This window comes from Psychrobacter sp. 2Y5 (genome assembly GCF_051847375.1).
In the GTDB taxonomy this organism is placed as follows: Bacteria; Pseudomonadota; Gammaproteobacteria; order Pseudomonadales; family Moraxellaceae; genus Psychrobacter.
The window spans coordinates 267,982-286,598 of record NZ_JBPYDA010000002.1 but is presented as its reverse complement, the minus strand read 5'-3'; the positions used below and the strand labels follow the sequence as shown (position 1 = coordinate 286,598).

Genomic DNA, 18,617 nt, shown 5'->3' with positions numbered 1-18,617 from the left:
ACAGTGCTAGTAGTAGGAATACTTTACGCTTGTGTATCCACGCTCGCAAGTAAGGATTGTAACGCCTGTCCTGGATGATCGGTTTTCATAAACTGCTCACCGATTAAGAAATGCTGAATGCCTTGCCCTAGCATCAGCTCAATATCATCGGCGCTATGAATGCCACTTTCGGTGACGATAAGTGGTTCTACAGTCGCATCATCATTAGCTAGGGTTGCAAGCAAGCTATCCTTCAGCTTTAAGGTGTTTTGTAGGTCCACCGCAAAAGTATTTAGATCGCGGTTATTGATACCATAAATATTATGGATAGAGCGCGGTAATCTTAATGCGCGTTCAAGCTCATCGCTGGTATGAACTTCTATCAGCACATCCATACCCAGCTCAATACTCAGCGCGTGCAGTTCGTAGGCTTGCGCATCGTCAAGGCAAGCCATAATCAACAAAATGCAATCAGCACCAAGCAGATAAGACTCATAAATCTGATAGGTATCGATCATAAAGTCTTTGCGTAACACTGGCAGGCTAGCAGCATTATAAGCTTGCAGTAAGTACTGATCATCGCCCTGAAAATAGTCACGATCGGTCAATACTGATAAACAACTAGCACCGGCTTGCTCGTATTGCTGGGCAAATAAAGCAGGCGAGAAATTATGATTTATAATCCCTTTAGAGGGTGAGGCTTGTTTAATCTCAGCGATAATACCGATATCGGCTGCCCGTAAAGCATTAGCAAAGCCGCGACGAGGCTGCGTGTCTTTTTCAGCTTTAGCTTGTAGATCTACTAGTGAGAGCTGTTTTTTGGCCGCAGCCACCTCTAATTTTTTAGTAGCGACAATGCGCTGTAGTACTGAGGGAATGTCGATATCTGTTGTTGTATTTGCGGTCATGGGAATATCCAAATTCAGAGCGATAGAGTAGTCGTTAGATGACAGCTAAGCATGAGCGGCTAGCTGCTGAGTATAAGCGGCTAATGAATTAAGCTTAGTCAAAGCACTGCCGTTTTGAATCACCTTTTGTGCGCGGCTGACCCCATTAGGATAGTTGCTAGCGAGCCCTGCGGTGTAGATAGCTGCGCCGGCATTAAGGGCTATCATATCACGCGCTTTGAGAACGGATCGATCATGAGTCTCTTCGCCTGATAAGGCAGCTTTGATGAGCTCAAGACTTTGCTTAGGTGAGTCGACATCGAGGCCGATAAGGGTTTGTGATTCGACACCGGCATCTTCTGGCATCATCTCATAGACCGTTATTTCGCCATCTTTGAGCTCAGCAACGGTGGTAGAGGTGGCAAGACTGATTTCATCCAAACCATCTTTGGCACCGACGACCATCACATGCTGAGCGCCTAGGTTTTTCATAACCTTAGCAAGCGGCTCACAAAGCTGGGAGGTAAAGACGCCAATAACCAGATTGGGCACGCCAGCAGGGTTGGTCAAGGGCCCTAAAATATTGAAAATAGTCCGCGCTTTTAAGGCACGGCGCACGGGATTAGCATAACGCATGGCGCTATGATGATTAGGGGCAAATAAGAAGCCAATCCCTTCATTCTCTATACACTTAAGGGCCTGAGCGGGGTCTAGCGCTAAGCTAATACCGGCCTGTTCTAATAAGTCTGAGCTACCAGACTTGGTTGAGACCCCACGGTTGCCATGTTTAGCGACTTGCGCTCCTGCAGCAGCGGCCACTAAGGCAGAGGCGGTGGAGACGTTAAACAAATTCGCGCCATCACCGCCAGTACCAACGATGTCGACCAGATAATCACACCCTTTAGGCTCAATATTAGCCGCTAAGTTGCGCATCGCACTGGCAGCAGCAGTAATCTCGTCGATAGATTCGCCTTTCATCCGCAGGCCAGTCAATATAGCACCCATCAAAGCGTCGTTACATCTACCTTGCATGATGACTAGCATCACCTCACGCATCTCATCAAAGGTTAGATCGATACGCTGTAATATCCGATCTAAAGCGGAGGTCAGTAGTTTATGGACTTGCTCCTCTGAGAGTTGTGTGATCTGCTCTGGCGTATTTTGGGATAGGGGGTTAGTCGTATTTTCGGCGCTCATGATGCCTCGCTTATTATTATGTTTTGCGTTTATTACAGGGTTGATTTTAATCAGTTTTAGCAGTTTCTAATCGTTAACAGACTTTAACCGTCAGCAACCTGTCATTATCGACTGTCACTAACCGACTTGCGGTAATTCATCTGCGTCTAACACCGCTAAATGATGAGTTTGCAAAAAGTTATTTAGTAGCTGGTAGCCAGCCGTGCTTAATATTGATTCTGGGTGAAACTGCACCCCTTCAATCGCAAACTGCTTATGACGCACGCCCATGATCTCCTCAATGCTACCATCAGCGTTTTGTGTCCAAGCGGTGATCTCTAAGCAGTCGGGTAGGCTGGCTTTGTCCACGACTAAAGAATGATAACGAGTAAAGTCAGTAGGGTTAGCCAAATCTTTGAACACCCCTTCATGATTATGATAAACCGAGGACAAACGGCCGTGCATGACCGCACCAGCTTTGACGACTTGTCCGCCAAAGGCTTGACCAATTGCTTGATGTCCCAAACAAATACCTAATATAGGAATCACGCCTTTAAAGGTATCAATCAGCTCAAGGGAAATACCGGCACGATCGGGATCGCAAGGACCAGGACCGATGACAATCAGCTTAGGAGCGAGCGTTTTAACCTGCTCAATTGTGGCCTGATCGTTACGCCAAACGGTGATGTCCTGCTGTAGTTCACCGAAATACTGTACAATGTTGTACGTAAAGCTGTCGTAATTGTCGATCATTAGAATCATTGGCGTTTACTCATGTAGAGGGAGAGTGTTTGGTGCTTGGTTAGTGTTTTGCTATCTTACCACTATTTTTAGCGCTAGCAAGTTTCTAGGGTGTTAATAAGTAAAGGCGGTCAGCAATCAACAATATATATACTTCGTCTAACTTGAAATAGTGTAGGGGCAGTATAGCCAGCTGCACTATTTTAGCTTTTAAAATCTAAAAAGCACCTGTATAGTGCATTTTTGCCTCATTAAGAGGCTTGTCTTAACAATATTAAAAATAATTATACCTAAGGTCGTCTCCTTAACATGATAAATTATCTTGATTTGAGACGGCTTCATGAGCACAGGCACTTTTATTACGACATTGATGACACTTTGGCATAGCAGTTGCACCGTTACTACTGTAGACGGCGGTTTATATAACTGTATAACAGTTGAGCAGCATTGATAAGATGTTGTTAAAATAGCGTCTGATAAATGCCTTATTATATTTAGTGTATAAAGAGGTTTAGGATATAGCGCAGTTTTTCATACAGATATGGCGGTATGTATAGCGACTCTTAGACTAAGCGCCAAATCACAAAAACCATAGCAAATTTTAATAACCAAAACCTGACAACTCTAACGGAGATTATTCATGTCGAATAAATTATTAGATCTTATTGAATCCTCAAATGCTAAGTGGGTGGATTTTCGCTTCACTGATACTCGCGGTAAAGAGCAGCACATCAGCTTCCCAGCGCATAGCGTTGATGAAGAGGTGATGGAAGATGGCAAAATGTTCGATGGCTCCTCCATTGCAGGTTGGAAAGGTATCGAAGCGTCAGATATGATCTTAAGACCTGATCCAGAGACCGCTTTTTTGGACCCTTTCTTTGATGCCGTTACCGTCGTCGTGACTTGCGACATCATCGAGCCGTCAACGCTACAGGGCTATGATCGCGATCCACGCTCTATCGCTCGTCGCGCTGAAGAGTATCTCAAATCTACAGGTATTGGCGATACTGCTTATTTCGGTCCTGAGCCAGAGTTTTTTGTCTTTGACGACGTAAAATGGTCGATTGATATGTCCGGCGTTAGCCATAAAATCACTGCTGAAGAAGCGGCCTGGTCGACCAATGAGTCCTATGAGTGGGGCAATATGGGACACCGTCCGCGTGTTAAGGGTGCGTATTTCCCAGTACCTCCTATCGACAGCTCGCAAGATATGCGTTCAGTCATGTGTGAGCGTATCGAAGAGATCATCGGCGAGGGTAGTGTCGAGGTGCATCATCACGAAGTTGCGCCATGTCAGTCTGAAATAGGCGTCGCGTTTAATACGCTCGTGCGTAAAGCGGATGAAGTCCAACAATTAAAATATGTGGTACATAATGTCGCCCATCAATTTGGCAAGACTGCCACCTTTATGCCAAAGCCGATAGTCGGCGACAATGGCTCTGGTATGCACGTACATATGTCAATCTCAAAAGATGGCGTCAACACCTTCTCAGGTGATGAGTACGCTGGTCTATCTGAGACCGCTCTATATTTTATCGGCGGTATCATTAAGCATGCGCGAGCGTTAAATGCCATTACTAACCCCTCGACCAACAGCTATAGACGTCTAGTACCGCATTATGAAGCCCCGATTAAGCTTGCTTATTCTGCCTCTAATCGCTCAGCGTCTATTCGTATCCCACATGTGAGCAGCCCAAAAGCGGTGCGTGTCGAAGCCCGTTTCCCAGATCCAGCGGCTAATCCTTACTTAACTTTTGCCGCACTGCTGATGGCGGGTCTTGATGGTATCCAAAACAAGATTCATCCAGGCGATGCCGCGGACAAAAACCTATATGACTTGCCGCCAGAAGAAGAAGCGCAAATCCCAACGGTTGCTGAAAACCTAGAAATTGCACTACAAGCTCTACGTGATGATCATGAGTTTTTATTAAAAGGTGATGTGTTCACAGAAGAGATGCTAGAAGCCTTTATTGCGCTAAAAGAAGAGGAAGTGCAGCGCGTCAATGTAACCGTGCATCCGGTTGAATTTGACTTATATTATAGCTGCTAGTCGCTAGCGAATAAACAAAACGAGTTAAGATAAGTAAAACCAGCTAAGTTAATCTTAGCTGGTTTTTTTGTTTATAATTTTCAAAGTAGCTACGGCATCAACTATAAAAATAAAGCATAATAGTAAATATCACTATTATCTTGGCTAACTGACTATGACTCTCAAACTAAAACAATCAGCGATAAGCTTGCTAACGTTTTTCTCAATAATGACGGTTGGAGGCTATACGTTATCAGCAAATGCGGCAGCCATCTATAAAGTCGTCGATGAGCGTACCGGTCAAGTCACCTTTACCGATAGTCCGCAGACGTACGAGCAGCAAGCGGGCAAACAGATTAGCGAAACAGGGATTACTACTGGCAATAGTAGTAACATTAATTCTACTAATATCAATCGTACAAATACTAGCGCCAATGACAACGAGCAAGCAAGTCAGCTGGCAGCAGCACCAAAACCAACTTTACAAGCTGCGGTCAATTATCAGCTGACGATGGTTGAACCTAAGGCCGAGCGCGCTTATCAGCGTCCAGGACAAATCATCACCGTCAATCTACAATTGAGCCCAGCGCTGCAAGCAGGCGATCGCATTAGTATCTATCTAGATGATAAATTGATCTCGCAAGGCGTAACTGCGTCAATCGCCACAATCGATCTCAACCCAGGAGAGCATACGATTCAAGCGATAATAGAAAATAGTGCAGGGCAAGTTATCAATCGTCTTAGTCGTACGGTTTATGTTATTCAAAACACCGCGATATTACAAAAAAAGCGTCAACTTGCACAGCAGTTGCAAGCGTATCAGCGTCTGCCTTGGCAACAAAAACTCCTGCTCAAACTGCGACAAAAAGATAATAGCAATGACAGTACGCAATAAGTCGCTTGGCTAAGGGTTATTTGCAAATTTGATTGGATTATGAGACCGGCTATAATTGAACTGGCTGTTATTGCTGTGCTATTATTCCTAAATAATTTATCGTGGGTTTAATTGATTGGTCATATCATTTTCACAATGTATAACAGGACCAATCTTGCAACTTCCAGCACGATATAAAATAATACTGGTAAAGCGCATGAGCTTGTACTCCGACACTCTCATTTGTGCCTAATCTATTTGTCAGCTAAATACATGATGACAAAATTATCACTTATTGTCGGAGTTGCAGGAGTCTACTATGCCTACTAGCTTTAACTCGACAGCTACCCAAGATAGCTACTCTTCTATATATACTCGGCACTACCAGCCGCGTCACCTTTTAGCCCTGCAAATCATTCAGCAAATACATAAGCTTGAGCTACGACCACAACATATTACTCAAAAGATGGGGTATCTACCCAAACATACGCTACCTGCCTGTGAGCGCTTACGGCATGTGTTGTCGAATCAGTATTTAGGACTTGATGGTAGCTATATCGATGGACGCTTCACAGCGCAGAAGTTTTTAACCAAGCTGTTGTCGGTGGTGGAGATAGCCTATGAGACGGTTGAAGATGACCTCGCTCATATCCAATATCAAATAAGTATTGATGCTGATAATAGAACGAATACTGAGAGTTTACAGAATAAGCGTTCAAGGCTAGAGATAGAGGCTGATTATAGTTAACTTTTATACAAGTTAACCGTACCTATCTCAAAGTCGATACGCTAATAGTAAGGTATCGACTTTAAGATAGATCAGCTATCATATGATTGACCAAAAGTTAATTAATCACTTGATAGCTGACCGTAGGTTCAGTGCTAGGAATGGCACTTGCTATCTTAATTTGATTATTGATAGCAGCTTCAGCTATTGACAGCGAGATTGGCATTGGCGAAGTTAGCACTTGCCCGCGGCAAACATTATCGCTTGGATCTAGTGATTCATACTGCTTGAAGTAATTGACCGCCAGCTCCTGCATGGCGATACTAGCAGCGGCGTCACTGGCATTGACAAAAGCTTCGCGCGCTTGTTCAAGCCAGCGATCCGCCATCCGAAAATGCGGGCTTGAGCTACGAGAGCCATGCTCACAATGGTCGGCGGCGGCCCATACCAAGCTCACTTCACTAAAAGCAAGCTCACGCGGAGCGCTAGCGATACCGCCGCTGTCTTTTAGAGCACTGATATTGGCCCAAAGATCGGGACGCATCAGCGCTGAGGTCTCAGGGATATCTGCGATCAAGCTTAGCTGCAGCTCTTCACCTTTTTGTAATGCTTGTAAGATAGCTTTTGCCTCATCAAAGGCATAATCGCCCGCCGCAGTCGTGCTGTTGATACTGTCTTCGTGATTGGCGTAATTGAGCCAAGCTTGGGCTTTGTAGGCAAAGTACTGTTGGCGCGCGCTCATGCTAGCGAGCTGATAGCTCTTGAGCTGTAGCTGCATACAAGCAATTGCGCGCTGACGGTTGCCTTGATAATTATTTTGAGCTTTGGTTGCGTCAATATGACAGTTGACAGCGGTAGTGGTAGGACTAATGACAACATCTTCGTCAAGCGAAACAGCAGCCTGTACCGTAGAAATTCCAGTCAACCCTAACATTAGCGCAAATGATGAAGATGCTGCTGAAAGTAGGGTAGTCTTTAAAGTGCCCGATTTGTTTGTCATAGTAGTCATAGAGCAGGCCTTAAATTAAAGTAAAAGCTATTATTAAATAGCTTATAAGGTAGAGTTAGGATCTAAACGTGGGTTAGTGCTAGTATCATTACCTTTAAATAAGTCTTCGTCAAATTTAAAGCGTAATCTAAAGTAAGCGCCTTGCTGCGTGGTATCGTCATAAGCAATATCTTCATCTTCAAACCCCATAAAGTTATAGCCTAGCGACAACCAGAGGTTAGTCATTGGGCTATAGCCGACTTCAGCTCCTAGCATATAAGCCATATCATTGGCTTGCTCATTCCAATAAGTGCCGGCTTGTACGCCAATATCCCAGCGCTCAGTTAAATCATACAGACCGCGACCATATAAGGCATGGGCAGTGTTATCACTACTAATGCCTTCTGCACTAAATTCAGTGTATTTACCAGCGTAGCGACCAGACAAGGTGAGCGGGCGGGTCGGATGGTAGTTACCACTCCATGACCAGATAACCGTGTCTTTTTGATAAGTGTCATCGCCGGTATTATTATCGTCTAAACGATACTCAAGCTTGGCTAGCATATCGAGCTGGTTACTATCATAGTCACGATAGGCCGCACCTAACTGAAAGCGATTAATAGTACGATCGCCATCATCATAATCCACTTGTGAGTAAATGTCTTTAGCAAGTAAAGTTATCTCATCAGTATAGCGATAAGCAATACCAGCACTACCGAGCAGAGTATCGCTAGTCTCGCCCCAACGCTTCTCTAAACGTCCTGACACTTTGTAGTCTTCCTGCGCTAAATACTCAGCGCCAATGCCAGCTGCTGTAGCGGTATTTTCTGTATCGCCCTCTAAAGACTCAACCCGCTCAAATAAAGTGCTTAAGGTTAAGCCTTGCTGGACATACCATTTGTTTTTCAGACCGATAGCGGCTTCTGCTTCGCGGGCACTGATCGCATCACGCATACGGTATTCACTATAGACTTTGCCATCTTTCATGTAGTTGGCATCGACCCCAAATACGGTGCGTTGACGCTCCTCAGTGTCGTCTAGACCATAGCTGCCAGAGAGACTATTAATCAGATCGTGACGCGCATATAATCGGCCCAAATTACCGAGTGGCGTCTCACCACCGATAGAGGTAGCATTACGCTCGCTGTTATCGATATCTTGCTCATACTCTGCAAATACTAGCGAGTTATTAAGCTTGGGCAGACGTGCGGTAATACGAGCGCGCGCGGTAGTGCCTTCAATATCTTTATCAGCATCACTAACACCGCTAAGCGCGGATTGATTAATAACGTCATCATTAAAGAGAGTATCATCGGTGACGTCGACCACGTCTGTTGCCTCTTGAATACTGCGTGAGGCCGCTGTCGCATCTTGCTTATAGTAACGTAGACCAATCTCGCCGACGACATTAGTGCTTAGGCGCTGCTCGATACTTGCGAGCACCCCTTGGCGACTAGCGTTGGTTGTCTCATCTTTAGTACGTACGCCCTCTAACTTAAGCGCGGTCTTTTTATCATTGATTAGATGCGCGACCTCAAAGCCAGACTCTTGACGGCCAGCGGTTTGCGGAGAAGCGCCTGTGACAAAACCCTCATCAGTATCATTGTAATAAGCTTTGGCACGGGTGTTTTTCTTATTATCAAAATCAAGCTCTACGCGCAAAGCATCGCCATCAGCGTCGTTACCGTCAAGCTCTGAGGCATTGATTTGATTGCTTGGCTCAAAGTTTGGATTTTCTGCCTTATTCATCGCATATTCAGCGACGAGCTTGAGCTTGTCATTCATCTTGATAACAGTATTGACACTAGCGAGCTGTTCTTTATTTAGCGGATCATCGCTATTGATATAGCTACCACCGATAGCGACTTTTTCGGTGAGTTGCTGCTTGACAGCTACGCCGCCCACTAGATAGTCGTCACCGCCTTCATCGACTTCTACGGTGACACGTAAATAGATAGGATTACCCGCTAAATCTTGGCTAGCGATAGGGGCTTTTAGGAATAAGCTGCGGCTAATAGGATCGATCTCATAATCGGCAAAGCGTGTAAGGGTCTTACGGCTGACGATTAGGCCTGGGTTATTGGCGTCACGAGTGATAACTTCGATAGTTTCAGAGTTCTCTAGTACGGCATCGAAGTTCTCAGCGAGTGGATACGGCCCTGAGATACCGAGTCCGCGAGTCTCATTGACACGCTGGCTAGTGCTAGTCTCAGCTAAGAAAGCAGTCACGCGAGTATTGCTATCTTCATACTGGGCTTTTAGGCCAGTCAAAGTACGATTGTATTGACCAAGCTTGATGCCTTCGTCATTGTCGATCTGAGTCTTGAGATCGCCATACATCGCAAACGAGCGACCTTTATCAACGCGTACATAAAGCTTGCTCGTCGACTGCGCATCAAAACCTTTTGCTGAGCTATCACCATAGACCGGATAGTACTCGCCAGGCTCGATATCACGAAACAGACGCTCGCCTTTTTTGTCGCTGTCATAAGCAAGGGTCAATAGATAATCGCCGCGCACTTTGCCTTTGAGGAACATAGCGGCGCGACCTGAAGCGGTGTAATCATCGTCACCGGCCAAATCGTTTAGCTCTTGTTCAAACGCGCCTTGGGCGTCAGTGATTTGACCACCATCAAAGTCTTTGAGGGAAAGAGCGCCCTCGACGATACCGACAGCGATAAGCGGACGCAATTGCGCGGTAAACTGCAGCGGAATGACTTGTTTGCTACTACCGGTATCGATGACTAGCTCGCCTCTACCAGGTACGCTTGGCGCGATTACTGGGATCAGTAGCTCGCCGCCGTTGACTATGACTTGTGTCCCTGCTTGATCTTTACTACTATCTTGTAAATTAATGCGGCCAATATTGGTATCAAGTGTGATTGAAGTAGAGCCAATATAAGGACGGCCGTTAACATCTTTTAGACTGATGACCACCTGATAGTCGCTGACACCATCGGCTGGCACTAGGTTATCTTGAGTACGGTAATCAATCGCTTGTAGGCTATCTGGCGTGAGCACGTTGATCGTTTGCTCGGAGATAACTTTGCCATTGATGTCAGTTGCGACGCCGCGCAGGGTGTTGCTGCCGCGCTGCAAATCAACTGCATAATAATCAAAAGCGGTCACACTTTGCTTTTCTTGCTCAGCGGTTTTACCGATTTGTTGCTCTGATACGGCTTTACCATTAGCATAAAGCGTAAATAGTGAGCCAAGTGGCGCTTGTACTTGTATCATTTGCTTATAAGTGCTGAGCTGCTGGCCTTCATTTAGGTTAATAAAGGCCACATCATTGGTAGCAACTTCTTTTAGATACTCTTCTAGCTCTTGCTCTACTGGCGGCGCTACCGTAGTCACTGCCATATCGATACGATTGGCTGCTGGAGTAGTCATATCATTGACGATAGCTGAATCACAATTGCTACCTAAATCTAGCTCACCGTTGATATTACAGCCGCTAGCTTCTACGTTATCCTCGTAGGCACGATCATAATCTGGATCTAAAGTCAGCTCCGTTTTTACGGCTTGCTCAAGCGCATTATTTTTTGCACTGATAGACTTACTACGCGCGATAAGCTCAGCGTTTAGACGCTCGGTGCTATCACCCATACCGCCAACGATAGCGAAATCAGCACGATGCAGTTCGCCATATTTTAGGTCCACAAAACGGCTACCAGCATCGCCAGCATTACGATTGCTTTGGGTAACCAGTTCAGTAGCGTTCGGAATGGTAGTGCGATCGACTTTGAGCACGTGAGTCTTGGCACTGACGCCATAAAAGTTATATTTACCTTCAGGATCGGTGACGATAAAGTTACCGTTTTCCATATAGATACGTACGCCAGCGACACCAAGCTCGCCATCTTCTTTTTGTTGAATACCATCACGGTTGATATCGTGATAGACCTTACCGATAATGATACCATCAGTATTCATCACGCCGCGCTCAACCTCAATCTGCCACTGTGCTTCTCTGGAGACTAGGCTTTGACCTTGCTCATTATTGGCTACGGCGATGGCACGGTTGATACCGTCACCGCCCAGTGCGGATGCGCCAATCAACACGCGATAGGTAATCTGCTTACTCTGGTTAGCGGCCAAGCTGCCTAAATTAAGGACTTGGTATTTGCCTTCAGTGCTAAACTCGTTGGTCTGAGTCTGATCAATCTCGACACCGTTGCTGGCCGTGTTTTTGTCAATACGAACGCTATTTGAGACTATATCAAACCCGCGTGGCAGAGCGTCTTTAAGCGCTACATCATAAGCGGTAGAGTTACCATTATTGGTCACTGTAATAATATAGCTGACATAATCACCCAGCTCGGCGCTCTTAACCTCACTCTGTTTTGTGACGACTAAGGTTGGGTTGTCATCAATGATATCGATTTGAGTGGTTAAATCATCGATACGAATAGTAAAGTCGTCATCGCTCGGTAGTTGCTCAGCACCAGTGCCAACAGAAGGGGCGATACACGCATCTAAGCTGGCCGTTAGAGTATCATTTGCCAAGGTCTGAATGATCTGATCATTGATAGCATTGGCGTTATTTTGGGTTGGCGCGGATAGCTGATATTTGCCAGTACTGTTACCGGTTTCAATAGCTTTTAAAGAGTATTTATCACCTGTTAGTGAAGAGGTAACCGTGACCCAGGCTTGATCAGGCTTGTCTAGCTGCACATTACACTGCGCGTAGCTGGCTTCGAGATAGACGTTTTCATCGAGCTGTGAAGTTGTTTTATTATCATCAAATTGAGGAGTGGTAAAGTTAATCTCAGGCTCAACGATGATCAGTTTGTCATTAGCACTAGCAGAGACTACTGAGGCGTCCTCCAATACCACTGCGCCAAGCTTGATGCTAGCAGTGTCACCACTCTTGCCACTCGGGTCTGACAATGCTTGAACGATAAGCTGAATACTTTCGCTTTGACCAAGCTTAATCTGCGTAGTTAAGTTATCGAAGATGACTTCGCTATCTTCGCCATCAATGACGCCGTTGTTATTTAAGTCTCGATAGACTCTAATGTTCGATAATGAGGGAGCAACATCGAGGGTTAGCTCAACCGTTTGATTGCTGTAGCTGGTATTGGTAAGGACATTAACCCAATTGACAACGCTATTTGGCTCAACCGTTTGTATAGGCTGATTCGATAAGCTAATACCGTATTCAGGAAGAGCTGAGGCTTTTACTTGCACTTGGTTTGAGGTGCTAGATATCACAACGCCAGTTTGACTATTGACGTTATAGCTGGCGTTAGCGATATTATTGATAACTTGTAGATTCGGGTTTATATCATCGGCTGCGATGACGATATTTGATTGCATAAGCAACATAGCAAGCGACAGCGTAGATATCTTAGCTGTGCAACGCTTGATGGGTTTAGACGTATTGATTACATGAGATGTCATAATAAGTCGCTTATTCAATAAAACATAAAAGGTGGGGTAGTAACGCTCTAGCTTGGCTAATGAACTATGGTTCGCTCAAGCTAGAGCGTTGGTCTATAAGCAGCATTTACTGCTTATAGATTTTGTAGATATAAAATAATGGTAATGATCTTAAGGATTAACCTTGATAGCGAACGTCATGTTACCTGAGGCACCAGCGGCTAGAGAACCTAGGTTAGTTGTGACCGCTTCAGTAGTAGCATTACCTGAATTAGCTATCGTTACGGTAGTAGCGCCACCGTTTGAAGAAGATGCCGTACTAGGCTGATAGGTCGATTTTGGCTTCCACTGACTGGTCAAATCCGATAGCACTACGTTGTTTATGGCAGTACCACTAGTAGAGGTAAAAGTATTGTTCGCGGTGATTTTGTAGTAAATACAATCGCCAGGCTTAGCAGTACGACTCAGCGTATTATTAGCGCCTAAAACGCCTTCATAACTACTAATAGTGCCACTACAGTTCTCTTGCAGGGCAACTTGTTTAAGTAGCGTTAGACCTTTGACATTAGTTATGTCAGTGAAGGACGGGATAGTAGGAGCATTCGTACCACCAGCAGTTAATTTAACAACAGTATTCTCTGAGCTACCAATGACAGCAGCAGTAGAACTCATGTTGTATCTGACCTCTAGCTTACCGCCTTTAGGTATGCCACCAGGGAATTGTGAACTGTTAATAGTATAAACGTTATCATTTCTTGTAGGAGTTACCGCGATTGGCTGACCAGCTGTACCACCTGGTGGGGTATAAACCAAGAAGAACTGGTTAAGAACAGGGTCAACTGCAGCGTTCGTACCATCAGTAATTGTAAGTGTTAAGGGGTTATTAGCATCGCCTTCAACATCCTGACCAAGGTTAGTGATGGTAGCAACGTGCGTTACTTGACCATCAGTATTAGTAGTAGAAGTAGAAGTAGTCGGTGCAATCTCTCTAATAGTTGCAGACGCGAGCGTTAGATTACGATTGGTAAAGCTAATTTTCGTCGTTGTGTCTTCACCAGGTGTGCCAGCGCCTTCACCAGGTACTTTGGTGACGTTATTACCAGGGATACTGTCATCTGTACTGTCAACAATATCAAAGTCAGTCGAAGTAGGAATATCAGTATTGAATTTGTCGTAGACTGTTGCTTGGTTAGTCACCGAACTATTAGCAGTATTAAATGTGTCTTTGTTAACATTAGTCTTGAAACTAATTACTTGATTTGCACCAACTGCTAGACTAGGCACTAATACTTCGATAACCTGACGACCACCTTCATTACCTATAGCTCTAACGTTTGCACCTGTCGCAGTAACGTTACCATTTAACGTAATACCTAAAGGAAGTACGTCTCTGACGATAAAGTTAGTCGCTGTATCACTATAGTCTGTAGTAGCGTTAGTCACTTTGATGCTGTAATCGATAGTAGGATTAGCCGCAGTTAAATCGAGAGTAGTACATGCCGTATTAGAAGGTCCACAAGTGGCTGTTTTTTCGATCTTGAATACTGGAAGTTTGACTATGGTTTGGTTTTCATTTATTAGTGTACGGGCTTGAGAATTGAAATTACTAGTAGCCTGCAGGGTACCAACGCCTTTATTGTTACCGACTGCTGAAGTAGGAGTCGTAGCTGCATGAGTAATAATAGCTTTAAAGCCTGGTGGTAACTGGATAGTACCGCCATTAGTCAATGTACCAGATACAGGCTGGTTGGTAGCTAAATCAGCAGCAACTGCTGGAGTAGTACCATCAGGCTTAACGATAGCATAAGTAATAGTACCAACACCAAGTGGATAATTTGGAGCGGCAGTTACAAGTGAAGAATCAGTATCGGTTGCTCTAACAGTATAAGTATCGTTGACGTTACCTGTGTTCGTAAGCGCATGAGTAAAGGGGGTAGTACCGCCTGGAGTCGCTTTTTGATTTACGGCTATATCATCATTTGAAGTACCATCAGCAACGGTTGATACTAAAGCAAAGTTAGAAGTTTCACTAACATTGACAGTGACTGTATTAGACTTTACCTGTGGCTGAGGGACAGTTCCAACACTGTAATTAGCAGTGGCTTGGTTATTAATGGGTGCAGCAGCAGCACTTACAGCAGTAGCTTCAGCCGCATTAGCACCAGTAGATAAACCCATTACCGCGGCGACACCGACGGTAAGCAGGCTATAGTTAAAAGTGTTTGATTTCATGTATTGCTCCAAAGATAAACAGTTAGGTTGAGGGTAAATAAGAAGATCGGTGAGAGGTTAGGGACTAGTTAACGATAGTGTTCATTGCTACAGCCGCTGACTTATTGGCTGGTAAAAGCTTAATATTCCAGCGTAAGCTGCGGTATTCAGAATAAGGAATCTTGACCATCTTGCCATCAACCTTACGCATGAGAGGCATATCGGCGAAGTTTTTGCCATCTATACTCGCCTGAGCACTAGCAGGAGTAGCCTCACCGTTAAATGCCATGTTGGCAGGAATAGGTAACACCACTTCTAAGTCTTGGATATCTTGATTGATGGTATTAGAGTAAGTGGCCTTGTACTGCACGACTGTGCCAGCAGGAGCAGTGTTGACTGGCATGTAAGACACCTTGCCCTCAGCATTGGTCACGACTTTGTTGGCAGACAGCTGCATCTTTAGCGCATCTTCCGCATGAGCAAAGCTCATCAAACTAACAGAAGCTAAAGTGGCGATTAGTGCCTTACGTAGAGTAGTGGTATATTTCATAAAGGTATCCTTGCTTAGATCATGATCGTTAATAACAGTTATGTTTTTATTTCGGTCTTAGCTTGTCTCGATCTTTATCACTGATCTATTATTTAAGACCCTTGAAAGTTATCTGAGATAGCTACTTATATTTATAAAAGCAATATTCATGCCAATTTTAAGAAATAATTGCAATAACACTAACGAAGATGAGATGTTAATTACATGGTGCATTTTTACAGAGAAAAGCTAGATAAACATCTAAAAAGCGATAGATGGTATTAAAAATCTGCTAAATGGTTAACCTGCGAAGATATAAAACAGTTGTCGAATCAAGGACATAGAGAGGTCACTCAAGCCACAAGAGCTGTGGCCTGAGTAATGATGAGGTAACGAGCGATAAGAGTGAGCTAGGGAGTACTGCCGTTGGTAGTACCGTACTTAGTATTAAAATAAAAATTACGACTTGCTCTTGGGTTTAAGGTAAGCCCTTTGGTAATAACTGAACCGTTTTGTCCTATAGCGACACTGTTTGTAGCATAGTCAGAATCATTAAACGTGGGCCCAATCAAGAATGAGGTAACTAAAGCACCATCTTCCTTGGTTTGTAGCTTATCGCGCATCACAAAGTTGTTCACAGGAAGGTTTGCACGATTGGTTGCTGTGATTCTGTAAGCAATACATTGACCAGGAATAAGATTACTTCCATTAATACCACTTTCGCTAAAACCAACTCTTGGGTCTGTGTTTCCTGAGGTGTTGATATTGGAAGCAGAGTAGTTGAGTGTTGCAGGGCAATTATTGACGTACTGAGCTTTTCTGAGCACTATTGCTGCATTTGCGGCAATTACTCTGCCAAAGTTATTATCTGGGTAATTGTATTTGGTTGTTGAAAACCCTGTATTTATGTTCTCGCTAGTTGTTCTTATAGGGAAAGTAGTGTTTGTACTACTTTCTATTAGACATATATTGGTATTATTGTTGAAGGTAGAAATAGGCACACTAAATCGATATTGGCCAATAGTAGTACCGTTACTTACAACAGATTGCGTACCATAGTTGGTAGATGTATTGGCACAGTTAGTTAGTCTAATACTGCTACCACTAATACCTGACTCCTGAGGAGAGTTGAAGACGCCATTAAAATAGTTAGGTTTATTAAAGTAGGTTCCACTATTTATATTGGCATTGTTCGCATCAGCTTGAGTATTAGTGATGCCTCCGTTATCGTTAAATACAGTGCCAGAGAAATAATATTGCGGAACGTAGCAGTAGTTGTCTAGACTAAGAAAAACTTCCTGATTTGTTGGGTTACCAAAAATTCGATAATTTGCATTGGTATAACGAATTTTTACTGACTTGACAGGTTCTGAAAATTTTACGGAGCCTTGACAATTTGTGCTTAAAGAACTTGCAGGACAGTTAGCAGTATTATTAACAGCATATAACCCTACTCCAGTCGTATTCGGTCTACTATCATCAAAAGAGCGAATATTCGAACCAGCTACTGCTTGATAATTACCATTAATAGTACTTCCACTTGAAGTAACTCCCGTAAACAGGACGTAATCATCAAAAATATTGCTATTACTACTGTTTGCAAAGTCGATATCAAAAGCACTAAGTGCCACATTAGTCAAGAAAATAGGTTGTTCTGTAATACTGTTACGAAAGTCAAGATCAATTGAAGTAACGGAGGTCATAGAAGGAAAATCACGGAATACATTGAACACACCCTTGCTGCTTACCGTTCTTGCAGTAAAAGAGCTGTTACCTGTAGGGGGACCGTTACTCTCTGTTATATCTATTTTGATCTGCAAGGGAATACTACCTGAGTCATTTCCTGCAATATCAACGTAATTTGATGTGTTGACTGCTGTTGCTAAGTTTGTGTAATCAGGATTCGTCAGACTACCTTGAGAAAAGTTGCTATCACAAACTGCCCCTGGATTATCTTCTATAGCAAAAGCCGATCCACTACTCAAAAAAAACAGTAATAAGCCTGTCATAATCAACATTTGTTGCAAATACCTACGATATAAAGAAATATCGGTAGCTTCGAAAAACTTTTGAGACTGACGCATTTTGTCACCTTAGATATATGTATTTATTCGATTTTTTTACGTAGGTAGTACTGCTTTGACAGGCTAATTTCATTAAAAACTAGGATTCGATTAATTTTTATAACAAGCGTTAAACACTTAGATAAACGGTAGTAATCAATAGACAGAATGAAATGTTAATGAAATTATGTTTGCTATCTTATCGCTTATACCTAATCTATATATAGATAGATTTCTACAACTTTTCGATGAACGGTTAAATAAGCCGATATAGCAATTATGCAAATAATGCTTAATATAATTTTTGCAATAAATATGCCAAGAATATAGATACTGTGTAAGAAATGAGCTTCCATAGCAAAGGAAAGCCCGTAAACAGAAGGATTAGTGTTTTAAATATATAAAATACAAAGCTCAGTTTTAATAAAAAAGGTAAATTTCTTTGATAACTTTTTGTTATGTCATCAAGAAGGTGTTCTTACCAATATTTGTCATAGCAAAGATACATAGAGTCAGTTTGGTCAGAATTTTTATTTGTTCGGTTATTATAGGAGCTCAAAATTGTCAGATCTATTGACTGAACAACAATAAAATAACAAACTTATGTTCTTAATATTGGTAATTAAGCGGTAGAGAGATAGTAGAAGGAAGAGATTTATCATCTAGTATAGCTAGCTCTGAAAGCGCTATTTTTCTAAAAAATGCTTAGCGTATAGGTATTTACCAATAGCCATAAACATTTCGCATATAAGCGCCTATAATAGAGGTCAGTGATTGTTTGTAAACTGACTTTAAGGTTGTGATGTCTTATTAAAAGAATCGACAAAGTCACTCTCATGCCAACCTCGCATTTAAACTCAATTCAGTAGACAGTATCCCTAAGCAGCACAAGGAAGTTGCAAAATTGTCTGTTTCTTCATTATTTTAATGAATAACGGTTATACATAAAGTAATATAGAAGCCTTAATTAAAGGCTTTAACATTGCTTTATATAACTCATAAATCTCACCCTTGCTTTTAAGGGAAAT

At 43.2% G+C, this 18,617-nt stretch carries 11 protein-coding genes; 3 read left to right on the top strand and 8 right to left on the bottom strand.

The genetic code is table 11. The features are described 5' to 3' along the window. Nucleotides 1–23 precede the first annotated feature (23 nt). The 3 genes from trpC to ACS8E3_RS03060 all read right to left on the bottom strand — a co-directional run bounded on the left by trpC (nt 24) and on the right by ACS8E3_RS03060 (nt 2,804). Nucleotides 24–887, bottom strand: coding sequence for an indole-3-glycerol phosphate synthase TrpC (gene trpC, locus ACS8E3_RS03070; protein WP_439241104.1), 864 nt, complete (start codon nt 885–887; stop codon nt 24–26). Between the two features lie 45 nt (nt 888–932). Further along, nucleotides 933–2,063 (bottom strand): anthranilate phosphoribosyltransferase, encoded by a 1,131-nt coding sequence (trpD, locus tag ACS8E3_RS03065; protein ID WP_439241102.1) that lies wholly within the window; start codon nt 2,061–2,063, stop codon nt 933–935. 117 nt (nt 2,064–2,180) lie between these two features. Next, nucleotides 2,181–2,804 (bottom strand): anthranilate synthase component II, encoded by a 624-nt coding sequence (locus tag ACS8E3_RS03060; protein ID WP_439241100.1) that lies wholly within the window; start codon nt 2,802–2,804, stop codon nt 2,181–2,183. Between the two features lie 619 nt (nt 2,805–3,423). Here ACS8E3_RS03060 and glnA point away from each other — a divergent pair. From glnA to ACS8E3_RS03045, 3 genes are all read left to right on the top strand, one after another. Next, on the top strand, nt 3,424–4,833 hold the full coding sequence (gene glnA, locus ACS8E3_RS03055) for a type I glutamate--ammonia ligase (protein WP_439241097.1): 1,410 nt from the start codon (nt 3,424–3,426) through the stop codon (nt 4,831–4,833). 154 nt (nt 4,834–4,987) lie between these two features. After that, the gene (locus tag ACS8E3_RS03050) at nt 4,988–5,707 is read left to right on the top strand and encodes a DUF4124 domain-containing protein (protein ID WP_439241095.1); all 720 of its coding nucleotides are present in this window, start codon (nt 4,988–4,990) and stop codon (nt 5,705–5,707) included. 298 nt (nt 5,708–6,005) lie between these two features. Then, the gene (locus ACS8E3_RS03045) at nt 6,006–6,434 is read left to right on the top strand and encodes a hypothetical protein (protein ID WP_439241093.1); all 429 of its coding nucleotides are present in this window, start codon (nt 6,006–6,008) and stop codon (nt 6,432–6,434) included. A gap of 97 nt (nt 6,435–6,531) precedes the next feature. Here the strand turns inward: ACS8E3_RS03045 and ACS8E3_RS03040 are convergent, their stop codons facing one another. From ACS8E3_RS03040 to ACS8E3_RS03020, 5 genes are all read right to left on the bottom strand, one after another. Beyond that, nucleotides 6,532–7,422, bottom strand: coding sequence for a hypothetical protein (locus ACS8E3_RS03040; RefSeq protein WP_439241091.1), 891 nt, complete (start codon nt 7,420–7,422; stop codon nt 6,532–6,534). Nucleotides 7,423–7,464: 42 nt separating this feature from the next. Then, on the bottom strand, nt 7,465–12,723 hold the full coding sequence (locus ACS8E3_RS03035; RefSeq protein ID WP_439241089.1) for a hypothetical protein: 5,259 nt from the start codon (nt 12,721–12,723) through the stop codon (nt 7,465–7,467). A 234-nt stretch (nt 12,724–12,957) separates the two neighbouring features. Next, complete coding sequence (locus ACS8E3_RS03030; RefSeq protein ID WP_439241087.1) at nt 12,958–15,018, bottom strand: hypothetical protein; 2,061 nt, start codon at nt 15,016–15,018, stop codon at nt 12,958–12,960. 64 nt (nt 15,019–15,082) lie between these two features. Beyond that, the gene (locus ACS8E3_RS03025) at nt 15,083–15,547 is read right to left on the bottom strand and encodes a hypothetical protein (protein WP_439241085.1); all 465 of its coding nucleotides are present in this window, start codon (nt 15,545–15,547) and stop codon (nt 15,083–15,085) included. A 389-nt stretch (nt 15,548–15,936) separates the two neighbouring features. Beyond that, a complete protein-coding gene (locus tag ACS8E3_RS03020) occupies nt 15,937–17,610 on the bottom strand; it encodes a hypothetical protein (RefSeq protein ID WP_439241082.1) in 1,674 nt (557 codons plus the stop codon). Nucleotides 17,611–18,617: the final 1,007 nt, after the last annotated feature.

Coding starts and splice junctions, on each gene's coding strand:
- ACS8E3_RS03030 (WP_439241087.1), bottom strand. CDS start 15,018: ATGAAATCAAACACTTTTAACTATAGCCTGCTTACCGTCGGTGTCGCC.
- ACS8E3_RS03040 (WP_439241091.1), bottom strand. CDS start 7,422: ATGACTACTATGACAAACAAATCGGGCACTTTAAAGACTACCCTACTT.
- ACS8E3_RS03020 (WP_439241082.1), bottom strand. CDS start 17,610: ATGCGTCAGTCTCAAAAGTTTTTCGAAGCTACCGATATTTCTTTATAT.
- ACS8E3_RS03045 (WP_439241093.1), top strand. CDS start 6,006: ATGCCTACTAGCTTTAACTCGACAGCTACCCAAGATAGCTACTCTTCT.
- trpD (WP_439241102.1), bottom strand. CDS start 2,063: ATGAGCGCCGAAAATACGACTAACCCCCTATCCCAAAATACGCCAGAG.
- ACS8E3_RS03025 (WP_439241085.1), bottom strand. CDS start 15,547: ATGAAATATACCACTACTCTACGTAAGGCACTAATCGCCACTTTAGCT.
- ACS8E3_RS03050 (WP_439241095.1), top strand. CDS start 4,988: ATGACTCTCAAACTAAAACAATCAGCGATAAGCTTGCTAACGTTTTTC.
- trpC (WP_439241104.1), bottom strand. CDS start 887: ATGACCGCAAATACAACAACAGATATCGACATTCCCTCAGTACTACAG.
- glnA (WP_439241097.1), top strand. CDS start 3,424: ATGTCGAATAAATTATTAGATCTTATTGAATCCTCAAATGCTAAGTGG.
- ACS8E3_RS03035 (WP_439241089.1), bottom strand. CDS start 12,723: ATGCAATCAAATATCGTCATCGCAGCCGATGATATAAACCCGAATCTA.
- ACS8E3_RS03060 (WP_439241100.1), bottom strand. CDS start 2,804: ATGATTCTAATGATCGACAATTACGACAGCTTTACGTACAACATTGTA.